General features: G+C 69.4%; 17 protein-coding genes. 10 read left to right on the forward strand and 7 right to left on the reverse strand.

What is annotated here, in order from left to right:
• Window positions 1–174 precede the first annotated feature (174 nt).
• On the reverse strand, window positions 175–909 hold the full coding sequence (locus OG474_RS37075; protein WP_405058310.1) for a hypothetical protein: 735 nt from the start codon (window positions 907–909) through the stop codon (window positions 175–177).
• Between the two features lie 59 nt (window positions 910–968).
• On the opposite strand from OG474_RS37075, the gene OG474_RS37080 reads away from it, so the two are divergent.
• The 4 genes from OG474_RS37080 (at window position 969) to OG474_RS37095 (ending at window position 4,602) form a co-directional block, all read left to right on the forward strand.
• Entirely contained in the window at window positions 969–1,751 is a 783-nt protein-coding gene (locus OG474_RS37080; RefSeq protein WP_405058311.1) for an ABC transporter ATP-binding protein, read from the forward strand.
• Between the two features lie 206 nt (window positions 1,752–1,957).
• On the forward strand, window positions 1,958–2,494 hold the full coding sequence (locus OG474_RS37085; protein ID WP_405058312.1) for an NfeD family protein: 537 nt from the start codon (window positions 1,958–1,960) through the stop codon (window positions 2,492–2,494).
• Between the two features lie 127 nt (window positions 2,495–2,621).
• On the forward strand, window positions 2,622–3,746 hold the full coding sequence (locus OG474_RS37090) for an SPFH domain-containing protein (protein WP_405058313.1): 1,125 nt from the start codon (window positions 2,622–2,624) through the stop codon (window positions 3,744–3,746).
• A 109-nt stretch (window positions 3,747–3,855) separates the two neighbouring features.
• Window positions 3,856–4,602: a sulfite exporter TauE/SafE family protein gene (locus OG474_RS37095; RefSeq protein WP_405058314.1), complete on the forward strand. Its 747-nt coding sequence runs from the start codon at window positions 3,856–3,858 to the stop codon at window positions 4,600–4,602.
• Here the strand turns inward: OG474_RS37095 and OG474_RS37100 are convergent.
• Window positions 4,586–5,236, reverse strand: a complete 651-nt coding sequence (locus OG474_RS37100; RefSeq protein WP_405058315.1) for a TetR/AcrR family transcriptional regulator — start codon at window positions 5,234–5,236, stop codon at window positions 4,586–4,588. The genes OG474_RS37095 and OG474_RS37100 overlap by 17 nt on opposite strands.
• Window positions 5,237–5,286: 50 nt before the next feature.
• Between OG474_RS37100 and OG474_RS37105 the strand changes: the two genes are divergently transcribed.
• Both OG474_RS37105 and OG474_RS37110 read left to right on the forward strand, forming a co-directional pair.
• On the forward strand, window positions 5,287–6,240 hold the full coding sequence (locus tag OG474_RS37105) for a zinc-binding alcohol dehydrogenase family protein (RefSeq protein WP_405058316.1): 954 nt from the start codon (window positions 5,287–5,289) through the stop codon (window positions 6,238–6,240).
• Between the two features lie 20 nt (window positions 6,241–6,260).
• Window positions 6,261–6,689 carry an organic hydroperoxide resistance protein gene (locus OG474_RS37110; protein ID WP_405058317.1) on the forward strand — a complete coding sequence of 143 codons (429 nt, stop codon included), beginning with the start codon at window positions 6,261–6,263 and terminating at the stop codon, window positions 6,687–6,689.
• A 25-nt stretch (window positions 6,690–6,714) separates the two neighbouring features.
• Here OG474_RS37110 and OG474_RS37115 read toward each other — a convergent pair whose 3' ends face one another.
• The 3 genes from OG474_RS37115 to OG474_RS37125 all read right to left on the reverse strand — a co-directional run bounded on the left by OG474_RS37115 (window position 6,715) and on the right by OG474_RS37125 (window position 8,504).
• Window positions 6,715–7,539, reverse strand: coding sequence for a helix-turn-helix domain-containing protein (locus tag OG474_RS37115; RefSeq protein WP_405064653.1), 825 nt, complete (start codon window positions 7,537–7,539; stop codon window positions 6,715–6,717).
• A 147-nt stretch (window positions 7,540–7,686) separates the two neighbouring features.
• Entirely contained in the window at window positions 7,687–8,217 is a 531-nt protein-coding gene (locus OG474_RS37120; protein WP_405058318.1) for a YbaK/EbsC family protein, read from the reverse strand.
• Window positions 8,214–8,504 carry a GNAT family N-acetyltransferase gene (locus tag OG474_RS37125; protein WP_405058319.1) on the reverse strand — a complete coding sequence of 97 codons (291 nt, stop codon included), beginning with the start codon at window positions 8,502–8,504 and terminating at the stop codon, window positions 8,214–8,216. Before OG474_RS37125 ends, OG474_RS37120 begins: the two co-directional genes overlap by 4 nt.
• A gap of 102 nt (window positions 8,505–8,606) precedes the next feature.
• Between OG474_RS37125 and OG474_RS37130 the strand changes: the two genes are divergently transcribed.
• The gene (locus tag OG474_RS37130) at window positions 8,607–10,190 is read left to right on the forward strand and encodes an MFS transporter (protein WP_405058320.1); all 1,584 of its coding nucleotides are present in this window, start codon (window positions 8,607–8,609) and stop codon (window positions 10,188–10,190) included.
• Here OG474_RS37130 and OG474_RS37135 read toward each other — a convergent pair.
• The gene (locus OG474_RS37135) at window positions 10,183–11,220 is read right to left on the reverse strand and encodes an alpha/beta hydrolase (protein WP_405058321.1); all 1,038 of its coding nucleotides are present in this window, start codon (window positions 11,218–11,220) and stop codon (window positions 10,183–10,185) included. The two genes, OG474_RS37130 and OG474_RS37135, sit on opposite strands and share 8 nt — an antisense overlap.
• 29 nt (window positions 11,221–11,249) lie before the next feature.
• Between OG474_RS37135 and OG474_RS37140 the strand changes: the two genes are divergently transcribed.
• The 3 genes from OG474_RS37140 to OG474_RS37150 all read left to right on the forward strand — a co-directional run bounded on the left by OG474_RS37140 (window position 11,250) and on the right by OG474_RS37150 (window position 14,845).
• Window positions 11,250–12,320: a helix-turn-helix domain-containing protein gene (locus tag OG474_RS37140; protein ID WP_405058322.1), complete on the forward strand. Its 1,071-nt coding sequence runs from the start codon at window positions 11,250–11,252 to the stop codon at window positions 12,318–12,320.
• On the forward strand, window positions 12,305–13,795 hold the full coding sequence (locus OG474_RS37145) for a cobyric acid synthase (protein ID WP_405058323.1): 1,491 nt from the start codon (window positions 12,305–12,307) through the stop codon (window positions 13,793–13,795). The genes OG474_RS37140 and OG474_RS37145 overlap by 16 nt, the downstream gene beginning before the upstream one ends.
• A gap of 570 nt (window positions 13,796–14,365) precedes the next feature.
• The gene (locus OG474_RS37150) at window positions 14,366–14,845 is read left to right on the forward strand and encodes a hypothetical protein (RefSeq protein ID WP_405058324.1); all 480 of its coding nucleotides are present in this window, start codon (window positions 14,366–14,368) and stop codon (window positions 14,843–14,845) included.
• A 239-nt stretch (window positions 14,846–15,084) separates the two neighbouring features.
• Here the strand turns inward: OG474_RS37150 and OG474_RS37155 are convergent, their stop codons facing one another.
• Complete coding sequence (locus OG474_RS37155; RefSeq protein WP_405058325.1) at window positions 15,085–16,002, reverse strand: type IV toxin-antitoxin system AbiEi family antitoxin domain-containing protein; 918 nt, start codon at window positions 16,000–16,002, stop codon at window positions 15,085–15,087.
• Window positions 16,003–16,150 lie beyond the last annotated feature (148 nt).

Consider the following 16,150-nt stretch of genomic DNA (forward strand, 5'->3'; position numbering starts at 1 on the left):
CCGCCGAGATGGGGGGTTGCCCGTCGGGAATACGAGTGGGCAACCCCCCACTTGAGGGGGTGACCATTGGGTTGGGGGGTTGCCGGTCGGGAGTACGAGTGGGCAACCCCCCACATGAGTGGGCAACCCCCCACTGGAGGGGTTGACCGTCGGGGTGGGGGCCGCCGGGGTGGGTCAGGTGGGGAGGGGTGGGGCGCAGGCGGCTACCAGGGCTCGGCGGGCGGCGGCGGCTAGTTTGGTGAGGGTGCGGCGGCGGGCGTCGGCGTCGGTGGTGGAGATGGCGGCGCCGTCGTCTTCGAGGGCCGCGTCGGCGATCGCCAGCAGGCGGCGGGCGGTGGCGGCGGACTTGACGGCCCGGGAGGGGTAGCCGGGGGCGAGGTCGTCGCCGCGGCCGGTGCCGATGCGGCGGATGTCGATCAGGGCGTCGGCCACCTCGGGCTTCCAGCGGGCGACATCCAGGGCGGCCAACGAGTCGGCGGCGTCGATCAGCGCGAGCCGGAGCGCGCGGTCGGCCTCGCCGAAGTCGGCCGGCAGCGGACTGCTGGCGGGCAGCGCGGTCCATTGGACGGCAGGACCGACGTACGCCGGAACCAGGCCGAGCTCAGGTCCCGTGAAGACGACGGCTTCACCGGACTCGAGGGCTACCTCGTTGAAGGCAGGCGGCCCGGCCAGGCCGATCGGATCGCCGGGAATCGGCAGCGCGAGATGTGCCTGCTTGGCGCCGGCCGCGCGCAGCAGGTTCAGCGCGACGGGCAGCGTCGCGGGCGCAGGGTGGCCCGGCAGTCCGGCGACGTGGTGCCCGACGTCCTCGCCGAGGATTTTCTGCGCGGCGGTGTCGGGATCGCAGGCCCCGGTCAGCATCGCGTTCGTCCACACGGTGAACCGGACCGAGGCGGAGGTGGTCAGCACGCAGGTCAGTGTCTCACCCGGCGTACGTCGCCCGCCGGGGACCACGTAGGTTTGCCCGCATGACTGCTGTGGTGGAGCTGGCAGATGTCTCGATCGTGCGCGGTGAGGCACGCCTGCTGGACGGTGTCGACTGGTCGGTCGACGAAGCCGATCGCTGGGTCGTGATCGGCCCGAACGGCGCGGGCAAGACCACCCTGCTGCAGATCCTGGCCGCGCAGATCCACCCGACCTCGGGCGTCGTCGGCCTGCTCGGCGAGGTGCTCGGCGCGATCGACGTCTTCGAGCTCCGCCCGCGGATCGGCCTGACGAGCGCCGCCCTCGCCGACCGGCTGCCGAAGAGCGAGCGCGTCTCCGACGTCGTCGTCTCCGCCTCGTACGCCGTCCTCGGTCGCTGGCGTGAGGAGTACGACGAACTCGACCACCAGCGCGCCAAGGAACTGCTCAACGAGCTCGGCATCGCGCACCTCAGCGACCGCACCTTCGGCACCCTGTCCGAGGGCGAGCGCAAGCGCGTCCAGATCGCCCGGGCGCTGATGACCGACCCCGAGCTGATGCTGATGGACGAGCCGGCCGCCGGCCTTGACCTGACCGGCCGCGAACAGCTCGTCCGTTCGCTCAGCTCGATCGCCACCGCCGTCGGCGCCCCCGCGATGATCCTCGTCACCCACCACGTCGAAGAGATCCCGCCCGGCTTCACCCACGCCCTGCTCCTCAAGCAAGGCAAGGTCGTCACCGCCGGCCCGATCGCCCAGGCCCTCACCGCCGAAACCCTCAGCGACACCTTCGACATCGCCCTCTCCCTCACCCACGAGGACGGCCGCTACACCGCCCGCGCCCTCTGACCGCCGTACCGCCATCTGCTGGGTTGACCTACGAGGTTGCGGGTTCTGGACCCTCATGCGGGTCAAGAACCCACAACCTGATGGGGGAACCCACGAGATGGGGGCGCCACGATCGGGCGGGCAGGGACTGGTACGGCGGGAGCCGGATCGGTAACGGGTGCGTCCAAGGGCCTACCGAATACCCGGAACGTGGATAGGGTTGGTAGATGGACTGGTTGCGCGAGAATCTGTGGGTCGCCTGGCTGTCGATCGCCGGCGTCCTGGCCCTGGCCGAGCTGGCCTCGCTCGACTTCACGTTGCTGATGCTGGCGGCCGGTGCGTTCACGGCGGCCGGCGTGGCCGCGGTCTTCCCGGGGCTGCTCTGGCTGCAGATCGTCGTCGGGCTGCTGACGGCCGGCGCGATGCTGGCCGCGATCCGGCCGATGATCGTCCGCAAGATCCATGACGGCAAGGAGCTGAAGACCGGTTCGGCCCACGTCATCGGCCGCACCGGCACGGTGGTGAAGGCGATCCATCCGGACGGCGGCGGCTCGATCCGGCTCGGCGGTGAGCTGTGGACGGCCCGCCCGTACGACGAGGTGTCGACGATCCTGCCCGGGACCCGGGTCGAGGTGATGTCGATCGACGGCGCGACCGCGGTCGTCTATCCCGTCCCCGAGCCGGTGCGCCACGAGCTCGACACGCACCCCGGCCTGAACGACCCCGAGCCCGGCCCGCAGAGCGCTCCCGGAGACCCGCAGTAGGCTCGAACCACAGGACGTCGAGCAAACTGCTCGAACAGGCACCGACGCGCCGGGGAACCGGACCGCCACTTGCCCCGTCGATAGGAAAGACTGTCCGTCCTGAGGGTTCTGTCGAGTGGAGGGTCCAGTGATCGGCTTCCTTGTGGTGCTGGCGATCGTCGCCATTCTGGTGATCGTCACCCTGGCCAAGTCCGTAAGGGTGGTGCAACAGCAGACCGTCGGGATCGTCGAGCGGTTCGGCAAGTACAAGACCGGCCTGCAGCCGGGCCTGAACCTGCTGACCCCGTTCGTCGACAAGGTCCGCTACACCATCGACATGCGCGAGCAGGTCGTCTCGTTCCCGCCGCAAGGCGTGATCACCGAGGACAACCTGATGGTGTCGATCGACTCCGTCATCTACTTCCAGGTCAACGACCCGGTCCGGGCGACGTACGAGATCTCGAACTACATCCAGGCCATCGAGCAGCTGACCATGACCACGCTGCGGAACATCATCGGCGGCATGGACCTCGAGCAGACGCTGACCTCGCGTGAAGAGATCAACGAGAAGCTCCGCTACGTGCTGGACGAGGCCACCGGCAAGTGGGGCATCCGGGTGAACCGCGTCGAGCTGCGCTCGATCGACCCGCCGCCCTCGATCCAGGACTCGATGGAGAAGCAGATGCGCGCGGACCGCGACAAGCGCGCCGCGATCCTGACCGCCGAGGGTATGCGCCAGTCGGCCGTCCTCTCGGCCGAGGGCCAGAAGCAGTCCGCGATCCTGACCGCCCAGGGTGACAAGGAGTCCCGCATCCTGCGCGCGCAGGCCGAGCGGGAGGCCCGGATCCTGAAGGCGCAGGGTGAGGCGCAGGCCATCACCACGGTCTTCAACGCGATCCACGCCGGCAAGCCGGACCAGGGTCTGCTCGCGTACCAGTACCTGCAGATGCTGCCGTCGATCGCCCAGGGCGACTCGAACAAGCTCTGGATCATCCCGAGCGAGATCGGCAAGGCGATGGAGGGTCTCGGCAGCGCCGTCGGCCAGATCGCCGGGATCCCGCAGAAGGCCGAAGGCAACTGGCAGGCGCCGGAGATCACCGACGCCGAGGCCACGCCCGAGGTCGAGAGCGGTGTCCAGGACAAGGCGGTCGCCGAGGCCGACAACGCCGTACAGGAAGCCATCGCGGCCGCGCAGAACGCCGCGGTCAGCGGCCGGACCACCGCGGCGCCGGCGCCGTCGACCAGCCCGGAGCACACGCTGCCCGAGGCATAACTGCCACTTGAACAGGGCCGTCCGGGTTCTCCCGGGCGGCCCTGTTGTTCGTTCACCTTCCGGACCACCGCACCGGCAGGACCGCGCGGCCCCGTAGAGTCGGGCAACGATGACATGGTTCGAGGCGCTGTTCGTCCTGGTGGCGGGAATGGGCGCGGGCACGATCAACGCCGTGGTGGGATCGGGCACGTTGCTGACCTTCCCGGCCCTGCTCGCTGTCGGCATCCCGCCGGTCCTGGCGAACGTGACCAACAGCGTCGGTCTCTCACCCGGTACGGCGGCCGGCGCGATCGGCTACCGGCGTGAGCTGGAAGGCCAGCGCGGCCGGATGATCCGGTTGGTGCCGGCCTCACTGGTCGGCGGAGTCGTCGGGGGAGTGCTGCTACTCACCACCCCGGAGTCCGCGTTCCACGCCGTCGTACCGGTCCTGATCCTCCTCGGTTGTGTCCTGGTCGCCTTCCAGCCGTTGCTGTCGAAGTGGATCAGCGTCCCGTCGCATACCCACCGCGGCGCCTGGTGGGTGATCCCCGCGGTCTTCGCCACCGGCGTGTACGGCGGCTACTTCGGTGCTGCTCAGGGTGTCCTGCTGATGGCGATCCTCGGCCTCGGCCTGGATCCGAACCTCCAGCGGATGAACGGCTTGAAGAACGTGCTGGCCACGGTCGTCAACACGGTCGCCGCGATCCTGTTCATCATCGTCGCCGATGTCGATTGGCTGGCCGCGGGCCTGATCGCCGTGGGCTCCACCATCGGCGGATTCCTCGGTGCTCGCTACGGCCGTCGGCTGCCTCCGATCGCGTTGCGCGGTCTGATCGTCTGCATCGGCATCCTGGCCATCGTCACGATGGTGTTCTAGCCGTCAGCCCAGCGAGCAGCAGGTCGAGCCCGTAGTCGAACTGCTTGTCGCCACCGGTCGTCCGGGCCAGCTCCGGCGCCAGCTCGATCACTGTCGGGAAGTCCCGCGACGACAGCGACTCCATCGAAGCGCGCAGCCGTCGCAGCGCGTCCGGGTCGCTCTGCTCCTGCGCCATCTGGATCTCCCAGGTGGTTGCCCCGAGCACGTAGGTGAACAGTGTGGTGTGTGTGCGAGCGGCGATCTCGGGCTCGAACCCGGCCGACCGCAACACGCTCAGCAGTCCCTCGGCGACCCGCGCGGTCTCGTGCCCGCTCAACGGCCGGCTCGCGAGTAGTTGCGCAAGGCAAGGATGCTGGAGCATCAGGATCCGCAGGTCGCGGCAGACCGATCGGACCTGGTCCGGCCAGTCCAGCCCGTCCGGCGCCGGTGGCATCAACCCCATCAGATGATCGCGGATGGCGTCGTACAGATCGTCCTTGTTCCGGAAGTAGGTGTAGAGGGCCATCGGCCCGACCCCGAGCTCGGCCGCGACCCCGCGCAGGCTGAAGCCGTCGGCGCCCTTGGCCTCCATCACCGCCAGGGCGGTCCGCACGACCAGCTCCGAACTGAGCGTGTTCCGCGGCGTCCGCGCCATGTGACCCACCTCCCTTTGAAGTCCCTAACGTACAGTGTATAGTACAACGTATGCGAGCCATTGAGATCACTGAATTCGGTGGACCTGAGGTCCTCAAGGTCGGCGACGTTCCGGATCCGGTCGCGGGTGACGGCCAGGTGCTGATCACCGTCGATCACGCCGGTATCAACTACGCCGACACCCACCAGGTGGAGAACAGCTACCTGCAGGCGGCCAAGCTGCCGATGATTCCCGGCGGTGAGGTGGTCGGTCACACGGCCGATGGCCGCCGCGTCGTCGCGCTGGTCGGCTCGGGTGGGTATGCCGAGAAGGCTGTCGCCGCCGCGCCGTACGCGTGGGATGTTCCGGAGGGTGTCTCCGACGGAGACGCACTCGCGCTGGTGCTGCAGGGCACGACCGCCTGGCACCTGCTCAAGACCTCGACCCACTTCCAGCCCGGTGAGTCCGTGCTGGTGCACGCCGGCGCCGGTGGCGTCGGATCCCTCGCCATCCAGCTGGCCAAGCACTGGGGCGCCGGCCGCGTGATCGCGACCGCGTCGTCGGAGGAGAAGCGCAAGCAGGCCCTCGAGCTCGGCGCCGACGCCGCCATCGACGGTACGCCGGAAGGCCTGAAGGACCGCATCATCGAGGCGAACGGCGGCAAGCCCGTCGACATCGTGCTCGAGATGGTCGGTGGACCGACGTTCGACGAGTCGTTCGCCGCGCTGGCCAAGTTCGGCCGCCTCGTCACCTTCGGTGCGGCCTCCCGCCAGTCCGCCGCCGCGATCGACCCGAGCCGGTTGATGAAGGGCTCGAAGACGATCGTCGGATTCTGGCTGGCAGACTGCTTCGGGGACCCGAGCCTGCTCGGTGACCCGCTGACCGAGCTGTTCGGTCTGGTTGCCGATGGCACCCTGCGCCCGATCGTCGGCGGCGAGTACGCGCTGTCCGAGGTCGCCAACGCTCACGAAGACATGCGGGCCCGCCGGACCGTCGGCAAGCTCGTGCTCGACCCCACTCGCTGAAAACTTCCAGGAGACAAACCATGACCACACCGGTCGAGAAGGTTCTGTACACCGCCAAGGCCACCGCTGAAGGCGGCCGCGACGGCAAGGTCGCGAGCAGCGACGGCAAGCTCGAGGTCATCGTGGCACCGCCGGCCGAGCTGGGCGGTACCGGGAACGGCACCAACCCCGAGCAGCTCTTCGCCGCCGGCTACGCCGCCTGCTTCCAGAGCGCGATGCTGACGGTCGCCCGCCGGATGCGCGTCGAGGTCACCGGCTCGACGGTCACCGCGGAGGTCGGCCTCGGCGCGATCGCCGGTGGCGCCTTCGGTCTCCAGGTCGCCCTGGTCGTCAGCCTGCCGGGTCTGGAGCAGGACGTCGCCCAGGACCTGGTCGAGAAGGCCCACCAGGTCTGCCCGTACTCCAACGCCACCCGCGGCAACATCGTCGTGGACCTGAAGCTGGCCTGAATGCAACTGAACTGATCCCGTCCGATCAGTCCAGCCGCGCGAGGGCCTCTTTCAGGAGGCCCTCGGTCGCGGAGACGGGTGCCGCCGCGATCGTGAGCCCCTCCATGATCGCGGCGTACTCGTCGACCTCCTCGAGCTTGTCGAGGTAGAGCGCGCTCGCCGCGTGCTCGATGTAGACGATGTCCGGCAGGTCCCCGTCGGGGAACCGCAGGATGCTGAACGCCCCACCCGCGCCCGGGTAGCCGACACTGCTGAACGGCATGATCTGCAAGGTGATGTTGGGCTGGTGCGCACACATCATCAGGTACTCGAGCTGCTCCCGCAGGACCTTCTCACCACCGACCGGCCGGTGCAGCGCCGACTCGTCGATGACCACCCACAGCCGCGCCGGGGTCGACCGGGTGAGGATCTGCTGCCGGGTCACCCGCAGCGCCACCCGCTGATCAACCTCTTCGTTCGGCAGGTAGGACTTGCCTAGCTGGACGACGGCTCGCGCGTAGTCCTCGGTCTGCAACAGACCGGGGACGAACATCACCTCGTAGGTCCGGATCAGCGTCGCCGCGACCTCGAGCCCCACGTAGTTCGTGAACCAGCTGGGCATCACGTCGCCGTACCGGGACCACCAGCCGGGGTTGTTCGCGGCGCGCGCCAGCTCCATCAACCGGAAGCGCTCGTCGTCGTCGCGCATCCCGTAGAGGTCGAGCAGGTCGCTGACGTCGCGCTCCTTGAAGCCGACCCGGCCGAGCTCCATCCGGCTGACCTTCGACTCCGAGGCGCGGATCTGCCAGCCCGCGTCGGCGCGACTGATCCCGGCCAGCTCCCGCATCCGCCGGAGCTGCCCGCCCAGCATGATTCGCAGCGCTGTCGGCCCGCCATCTCCGCCGCCGCCGGCCGCTGTCACTGACTCACCTGCCACACCTGTCCACGCACCCATTTCAGCCCGGGAGCCTACTCCGTGTCCACGGCCTACGGCCGGTCGCCGCTCCGAAGCGTGAGATCACCTTTGCGCAAGGGCCAGTACGGTCGCGCTCGGTAGCTTGGCCAGCTCGGCGCCGTCGATCAGCATCTTGGACGCGCGGATCCCGCTGCCGATCACCACCGGCCCGGCCTGTACGACGGCCTCGTCGACCAGCACCGGCCACTCGGCGGGCAGCCCGATCGGCGTGATGCCGCCGTACTCCATGCCGGTCGAGGCGACCGCGTCGTCCTGCGCCGCGAACGAGATCTTCCGGACGCCGAGGTGCTTGCGGATCACCCCGTTCACATCGGCGCGGTCGTCGGCGAGCACCAGCACGGCGGCGTACGAGGACTCACCGCCACGCTTGCCGAGGACGATCACACAGTTCGCCGAGGCAGCCATCGGTACGTCGTACTCCGCGCAGAACGCGGCCGTGTCGGCCAGCTCCGGATCGATCGCCACCGCGTACGCCGGAAGGTCGCCGACCGCATCACGGGTCGGCGCGGCCAGCAACTCCGGTACGGCGGCCACCGGCTGCCACTCGAGTTTGCCGAGCACCGGCGCGGTCACCCGGCCACCAGGTCGGCGTACTCGGTGTGCTTGGTCAGGTAGTCCTGGTAGTACGGGCAGGCGGGCTTGACCCGCAGGCCGAGCGCGCGGGCGTCGTCGAGCGACTTCACCGCGATCCGTCCGGCCACGCCGCGGCCGCGGAAGTCCGGCAGCGTCTCCGCGTGCAGGAAGGTAATGACGCCGGGGTGCAGCGCGTAGTCCACGAAGCCCATCAGGTTGCCGTCGGCGTCGATCGCCTCGTACCGGCTCCGCTCCTTGGCATCCACGACGCTGATCTCGTTCTCCATACCGGCAACTGTAGGTCGTCAGGTTTGGAGTCCGGCGCGCGCGGGGTACGGGCCCTCGTGGGCGTGTCCCAGCCGGGGACGCCGGGCTCGGGAGGAGCAGGGATGAGCAACGAGCACGCACTTGTGGAGGGCAAGCCGATACCCAGCCTCGTGCCGGCCCGGATGGACCGATTGCCGTGGACAAAGTTCCACTGGATGATCGTCGTCGGCCTCGGTGTCTCCTGGATTCTGGACGGCCTCGAGATCCAGCTGGTCTCGCTGGTCGGCAACACCCTGAAAGAGGGCGCCACCCTCGGTCTGAGTACGGCGGAGGTCGGGCTGCTCGCCTCGATCTACCTGGGCGGTGAGGTGGTCGGCGCGCTCGTCTTCGGCCGGCTGACCGACAAGTGGGGCCGGCGGAGCCTGTTCATCATCACGCTGATGGTCTACCTGATCGCTTCCGGTGCGGCAGGTCTGACCTGGGACTTCTGGTCGCTGGCGCTCTGCCGGTTCGTGGCCGGGATGGGTATCGGCGGTGAGTACGCCGCGATCAACTCCGCGATCGACGAGCTGATCCCGTCGAAGTACCGCGGCCGCGTCGACATCGGCGTCAACGGCACCTACTGGGCCGGTGCGCTGATCGGATCCGCGGTCGGCCTGGTCTTCCTGGACCCGGACTTCCTCCCGATCGAGTGGGGCTGGCGGCTGTGCTTCCTGGTCGGTCCGGTGATGGGTCTGATGATCATCTACTTGCGCCGGCACATCCCGGAGAGCCCGCGCTGGCTGATGACGCACGGCAAGGTCGAGGAGGCCGAGCGCACCGTCGACCGGATCGAGGAGACCGTACGGCGTCAGGGCGGCGAACTGCGCGAGGTGAGCGACGACGAGGCGATCACCGTCGTCGACTACCCGCCGGTGACGTACCGCGAGATCGCCCGGGTGATGTTGCGCGACTACCGCAGCCGATCCTTCCTCGGCTTCTCGATGATGGTCACCCAGGCCTTCCTCTACAACGCCATCTTCTTCACCTACGCGCTGGTGCTCAAGTCGTACTTCGGGCTCAGCGACTCCGGGGTCGCGCTGTACTTCTTCCCGTTCGCGATCGGCAACCTGGCCGGGCCGCTGCTGCTGGGGCACTGGTTCGACACGATCGGCCGGCGGAAGATGATCTTCGCGACGTACTCGATCGCGGCCGTCGTGCTGTTCATCACCGCGCTGCTGTTCAACGCCGGTTCGCTGACGGCGACCACGTTGACGCTGATGTGGTGCGTGACGTTCTTCTTCGCCTCGGCCGGCGCGTCCTCGGCGTACCTGACGGTGAGTGAGATCTTCCCGATCGAGCTCCGCGGCCAGGCGATCTCGTTCTTCTTCGCGATCTCGCAGCTCACTGGTGGAGTTGTGGCCCCGTTCCTGTTCGCGTCGCTGATCGGCGAGGGCGAGCACCCGGCCCGCGGTCCGCTCGCCATCGGCTACATCATCGGTGCGGTGATCATGCTGGCCGGAGGCATCATCGCGTGGTTCTTCGGCGTCGATGCCGAGGGCCAGTCGCTGGAGAACATCGCCAAGCCGCTGTCTGCTCGCGACGGGGGTGGCGCACGCTTCCAGGGACCGGCCCCGCGGCTACCCAGTACCGATGCTCAGGGCCGCCGGATCACTCCGGTCAAACCCGAGGCCGAACAAGGCAAGGACGAACCTCCCGTCAGTTGAGCGCGCGGCGGATGGCGCCGATCGCATCGGCCGCCATCCGCTTGCTCACCTCGGCAGTCGCCACCATGGCCGAGCCGTGGAAGGTGCCGCGGTAGTGGTGCAGCTCGGTGCTGACACCGGCCTCCAGAAGCCGCTGCGCGTAGATGATTCCCTCGTCGCGCAGCGGGTCGAACTCGCACACTGACACGAACGCGGGTGGGAGGCCGGGCAGATCCTCGGCACGCGACGGAGCGGCGTACTGGAGCCCTAGGGTCTCCGGTGCGCCAGACAGGTAGTACTTCCAGCTGTACTCCGCCTTCGGCCGGCTCCACATCGGGGTGTCGACGAACTCCCGCATGGACGGGGTCTCCAACCGGTCGTCGAGCTCGGGGATCTCGAGGAGCTGGAAGCAGATCGCAGGGCCTTGCCGGTCGCGGGCGAGCAGTGCGACGGCCGCGGACAGGCCGCCGCCCGCGCTGGCACCACCGACTGCGATCCGGTCCGGATCGACGCCGAGGTCGGCCGCGTTGGCGGCCAGCCACTCGAGGGTGGCGTAGCAGTCCTCGAGCCCGGCGGGGAAGGGGTGCTCGGGTGCGAGCCGGTACTCCGGGGAGACCACGATGGCGCCGGCGCCGGCGGCGATGTCGACCGCGCTCTGCTCCATGATGTCGATGTCACCCGAGACGAACCCGCCGCCGTGGATGTTCACGAACCCGGGCCGCAGCCCGTCGACCTCCCCGGCCGGCGTGTAGACCTTGGCGCGGATGGCGTAGCCGTCGCGGCCGCGGATCGTGATCTCGCGGATGTCGAGCCCGTCCGGTACGACGACCGGCGGGATCAGGTTCTTCATCTCGGGCATGCGCTTGCGCAGCGCGGCCATGTCGCTCAGATCCGTCTCCGGGATCATCGCCAGCCAGGGCAGGAGCTCCGGGTCGATCGCGTACTGGGTCATCGTGATGCCTCTCTGTTCGCCGACCCTTCGAGCATCCTTCGCCAGCCTGCCACGGCGCAGCCGCCGGGTGGCGGAGATCCAGGCCGTCCTGTCCGCCACCCGGCGTAACCTCTGCGTAGTCTTTGGACATGAAGGGCTTGTTGCTGCGACTCTCCTCGCTGGACTCCGACGCGGAGAGCGCCGTCCGCGTGATCGGCTTCTTCGACGCCCTGATGACGGACCGCGCCGAGCTCGCGACCTTGCTCCGCAGTACGGCGGCCCTGGCGGAATGCCCGGTCGGCGTCGACGCGCCCGGTCGCGGTCTCGTCCTGCGCGCCGATCCGGACGGCACCATCGACCTCGGCGGACCGCCGTCGGTCGCCGACCTCCGCGAGTACGGCGACGCCCGCTTCTGGCTCGCCCGTCGCGGCGACCCGCTGCCCTTGGACGAGATCGTCCTGGAACGCTTCGCCCTAGCCGGCTCCCTGCTGCTCGACCGCACCGTCAGCAACCTCCCGGCGGTCGGCGACCCAGCCCTGGTCGAGCTGGTCGTCTCCGCCACTGCGGGCATCGCCGAACGCTCCCGAGCACTCCACCTCCTCGGCATCACTCCCACCGCCACCCTCCGCGTTGCTGTCTCCACTCCGTGCCCGCCCGCCGCGGGATCGGCCCCGGTAGCCTGCCCACCCGCCGTCGCACCTGATGCCCGCGTGGTCTCGGGCCCGGTCGGAGCCCTCATGGTGTCGCTGTGGACGGCATCGGAGCAGCCGCCGCCCTCCGATGGGCTTCGGACCGGGATCGGTCCGATGGTGCCGGCCATCCGGGCTGCCGACTCCTGGCGGGATGCGTGCACGGCGCTCCGACTCACCTCGCCCCAGGACCCCGTCGTACGGGCTGATGACCTTGGCGGTCTGCTGGTGGTGGTGGAGCGACTGCGGCCGTCGGACCTCGCCGCGTCGCCTGATGTCGCGGCCCTGGACCGAATTGCCGCCGAGCCCGGCGGTGACGACCTGCTCGCGATCTTGCGCGCGTTCTCCGTCACCGACTCGGTCCGCAAAGCCGCCGCGCTCGTCTACCGGCACCACAGCACGGTGGCCTATCGGCTCGAGCAGGCGGAGGCCGTCCTTGGCTTCCCGTTCGGCAGCGCCGGCGGTCGGTTCCGCCTGCATCTGGCGCTGACGATGCGGGCTCTAGGATCGACCTCGTGGCAGGACTCCTGATCGCTGGTACGACCTCCGACGCCGGCAAGACGACCGTGGTCACCGGCTTGTGCCGCTGGCTCGCGCGCCAGGGTGTGCGGGTGGCGCCGTACAAGGCCCAGAACATGTCGAACAACTCGATGGTCTGCGCCGACGGCACCGAGATCGGCCGCGCCCAATGGATCCAGGCGATCGCGGCCGGCGCCGAGCCCGAGGCAGCGATGAACCCGGTGCTGCTCAAACCCGGCAGCGACCGCCGCAGCCACGTCGTCCTGATGGGCCAGCCGTGGGGAGAGCTCTCTGCCCGCGGCTTCCTGACCGAACGCGCCGAGCTGGCCAAGGCTGCCTTCGCCGCGTACGACGACCTGGCGAGCCGCTACGACGTGGTCATCGCCGAGGGCGCGGGCAGCCCGACCGAGATCAACCTGCGGCAGTCCGACTACGTGAACATGGGCCTCGCCCAGCACATCAAGTCACCGGTGGTCGTGGTCGGTGACATCGACCGCGGGGGAGTGTTCGCCTCGATGTTCGGCACGGTCGCACTGCTCGACGCGGCCGACCAGGCGTTGATCAGCGGCTTCCTGATCAACAAGTTCCGCGGCGATGTCTCGCTCCTCCAGCCCGGCATCGACATGCTCGGCTCGGTGACCGGGCGCCCGACGTACGGGATCCTGCCGTGGCTTCCCGAGCTCTGGCTGGACTCGGAGGACGCGCTCGACATCCCGGTACGACGTACTGCCGCGAGCGCGGACGTGCTGTCGATCGCGGTCGTTCGCTTCCCCCGGATCAGCAACTTCACCGACCTCGACGCGCTCGCCGCCGAACCGACCAACACCGTCTTCTTCACCACCAGCCCCGCCGAGGTCCGCGACGCCGACCTCGTCGTCCTGCCCGGCTCCCGCGCCACCGTCTCCGATCTGGCCTGGATGCGTTCCCTCGGCCTCGACGAAGCGGTCGCCGCCCGGGCTGCGAAGGGCAGGCCGATCCTCGGAATCTGCGGCGGCTACCAACTCCTCGGCGGCCCGATCACCGACCCGGACGGCGTCGAAGGCGGCGGTACCCACACCGGGCTGAACTTGTTGCCAGTAGCAACCGAGTTCGCCCGCGCGAAAACCCTCGCCCGGCCCACCCCCACCGCCTACGAGATCCACCACGGCACGGTCACCGTCACCGGCGACGCCGACTCTTTCCCGGGCGGCTGCCGCACCCCGACCACCTGGGGAACCATCTACCACGGCCTCCTCGACGACGACCCCACCCGGCACGCCTTCCTCGCCGAGGTAGCAGCCCTGACCGGCAAACCGGCCCCCGACGGCACCACTTCCTTCAGCGCCCTCCGCGAATCCCGCCTCAACCGTCTCGCCGACGCCATCGACACCCACGTCAACACCGACGCCCTCCTCCACCTGATCCACCAAGGCGCGCCGCCCGCCCCCTTCATCCCCCCAGGCGCCCCACCCACAACCCCCACCCCCAACACGAACGACTGCAAGTAGTCCCACCCGCCCCCTCCGCGCCCCACCCCACGCCCAGCCGCCCACCGCGCCGACCCCGCACACCCGCACCAAGCACCGCCGTACCTGCAGTCCGTAGTGCATCTCCAACCCGCCCGCCGGCCGCCCGCTATCTGGTACCGGCCCAGCCCCGCCTTCCCCCTGAGACCGCCGAGCACGAAGGACTGCAGGTTGTCCCGCCCGCCTGCTCCGGCCCGGTCCACGCGGGGCCAATCAGCGCGGTGAACGGGTGTACCTGCACCCCGCACCGCCGTACCTGCAGTCCGTAGTGCAGCCGCAGCCCGCCCGGCGGCCGTCCGGTATCTGGTGCCGGGTCGGCTTGTCCGGCTGGCCCGGCACTGGGGTTGGCGAGCATGAAGGACTGCAGGTGGGTCGGCCCGCCCGCTCGGCGGGCCGGGCCGCGCGGGACGAATCAGCGTGGTGAAAGGGTGTGCCTGCGGCACGGATCGGCGTACGTGCAGTCCTTAGTGCAGTTGCTGGCTGGCTGGCGGCCGTTGGCTGGTTGGTGCCGGGCTGGCTTGTCCGGCTGGCCTTGCACTGGGGTTGGCGAGCATGAAGGACTGCAGGTGGGGCCGCTCGCCCGGTCCGCGGGCCGGGCCGCGCGGGGCCAATCAGCGCGGTGAACGGGTGTACCTGCACCCCGCACCGCCGTACCTGCAGTCCGTAGTGCAGCCGCAGCCCACCCGACGGCCGTTGGCTGGTTGGTGCCGGCCCAGCTCCTCCGCCTGGCGTTCCCCTGAGATCGCCGAGCACGAAGGACTGCAGGTAGTCCCAGTCCCCGGTGTTTCGGCCACCGGCGTATGGCCGAGCCAGCGCGCGGACCCGGCATACCCGCACCAAGCACCGCCGTACCTGCAGTCCGTAGTGCAGCTGCAGGCCGGCCGTCGTCGGCCGTCGGCCGTCGGCCGTCGGCTGGTAGGTGTCGGGGTCTCCGGCTGGCCTTCCACCGGGGTTGCCGAGCACGAAGGACTGCAGGTAGGTCCGCTCGCCCGGTCCGCGGGCCGGGCCGCGCGGCACGAATCAGCGCGGTGAACGGGTGTACCTGCGGCACGGATCGGCGTACGTGCAGTCCTTAGTGCGGTTGCAGGCCAGCGGCGGTCGGCTGGTTGGTGTCGGGCCGGCTTGTTCGGCTGGCCTTGCCTGGGGTTGGCGAGCATGAAGGACTGCAGGTGGTCCCAGTTCTGGGTGGTTCGGCTACTGGGTTACGGGCGAGCCACGGCGGAGGAACGGCGTACCTGCAGTCCGTCGTGCGGTTGGGTGGAGGGTGGTGGTTAGGCGGCGCGGTCGGCTGGGGTGGTTGTCAGCGACTTGAGCGGTGCGAGCGTCGTACTGGCTGTTCTCAGGGCCAGGGTGGTGCGTACCCGGTCGATGACCCAGGCGGGTTCTTGGGTGATCTGCTGGTAGGTGAAGCGGAGGACCAGCCAGCCGGCGGCGATCAGATTGTTGTAGCGGCGGCAGTCGGCGGCGAAGGCGGGCGCCGAGCTGTGGTACCCGTAGCCCTCGGCCTCCAGCGCGAGCCGGGCCGCTCGATGCCCGAGATCCACCCGGCCGATGAATCCGCCGGCGTCGCGGACCACGACCTGGGGCTCGAACTCGGTGAATCCGGCGCAGATCAGCAGGCCGCGCAGGATGGACTCCAGGAAGCTTTCCGCCAGTGCCGTCGCGGCGGTCGCGACGCGGAGTGCTGTCGGTCGCCCGGGGCCGTGCATGGCGATCGTTGCGTTCTTGAGTTCGTACCGACTCAGATTGCCGGTGCGCAGGGCCGCGTCGGCGAGGGCGAGTGCCTCGCCGAACGGGAGGATCCGCGTGCAGTCGACGACCGTTCGGAGCAATGAGGTCATCCGGTTCTGGCGTTCGTCGAGAGTGACCGGCGCCCAGTGCAGGACTGCTGGGCGGACAGACCGCGGATGACGCCGGGGCGGGAGGATGACGTGTGGTTCAGGTGGTGGATTCAGCAGTGGCAGACCCCAGAGGTGAGCCGCACTGAGGTGCGACGCCACCCCGTCGTACGCCAGCGCGGTCAAGCGCTCCGGCCCCAGGTCCGGTACGGCGTAGACGCCGCGGGTGACCCGCTCCACGTCTCCGCGCGATACGGCCTGCTCCAGCGCCGATCGAGTGACCAACTGGCGCAACTGGGCAGACGTCGCCCAACCACCCAGCTGGGCCACAATCTCGTCGACAGGTTGCATTCCATCAGGGTGCCAAAGTCGGCCGGATCGCGGCGCGAGTTATCCACAGGCAGCATCAACGACTGCAGGTGGTGGGGTCCGGCCCGCTCGCCGGCAGGGTTGGGCAGGGCGGCGGGGGGAGTACCTGCAGTCGGTCGTGCGGCTGGGA

Source organism: Kribbella sp. NBC_01505 (genome assembly GCF_045040285.1).
Taxonomy (GTDB): domain Bacteria; phylum Actinomycetota; class Actinomycetes; order Propionibacteriales; family Kribbellaceae; genus Kribbella.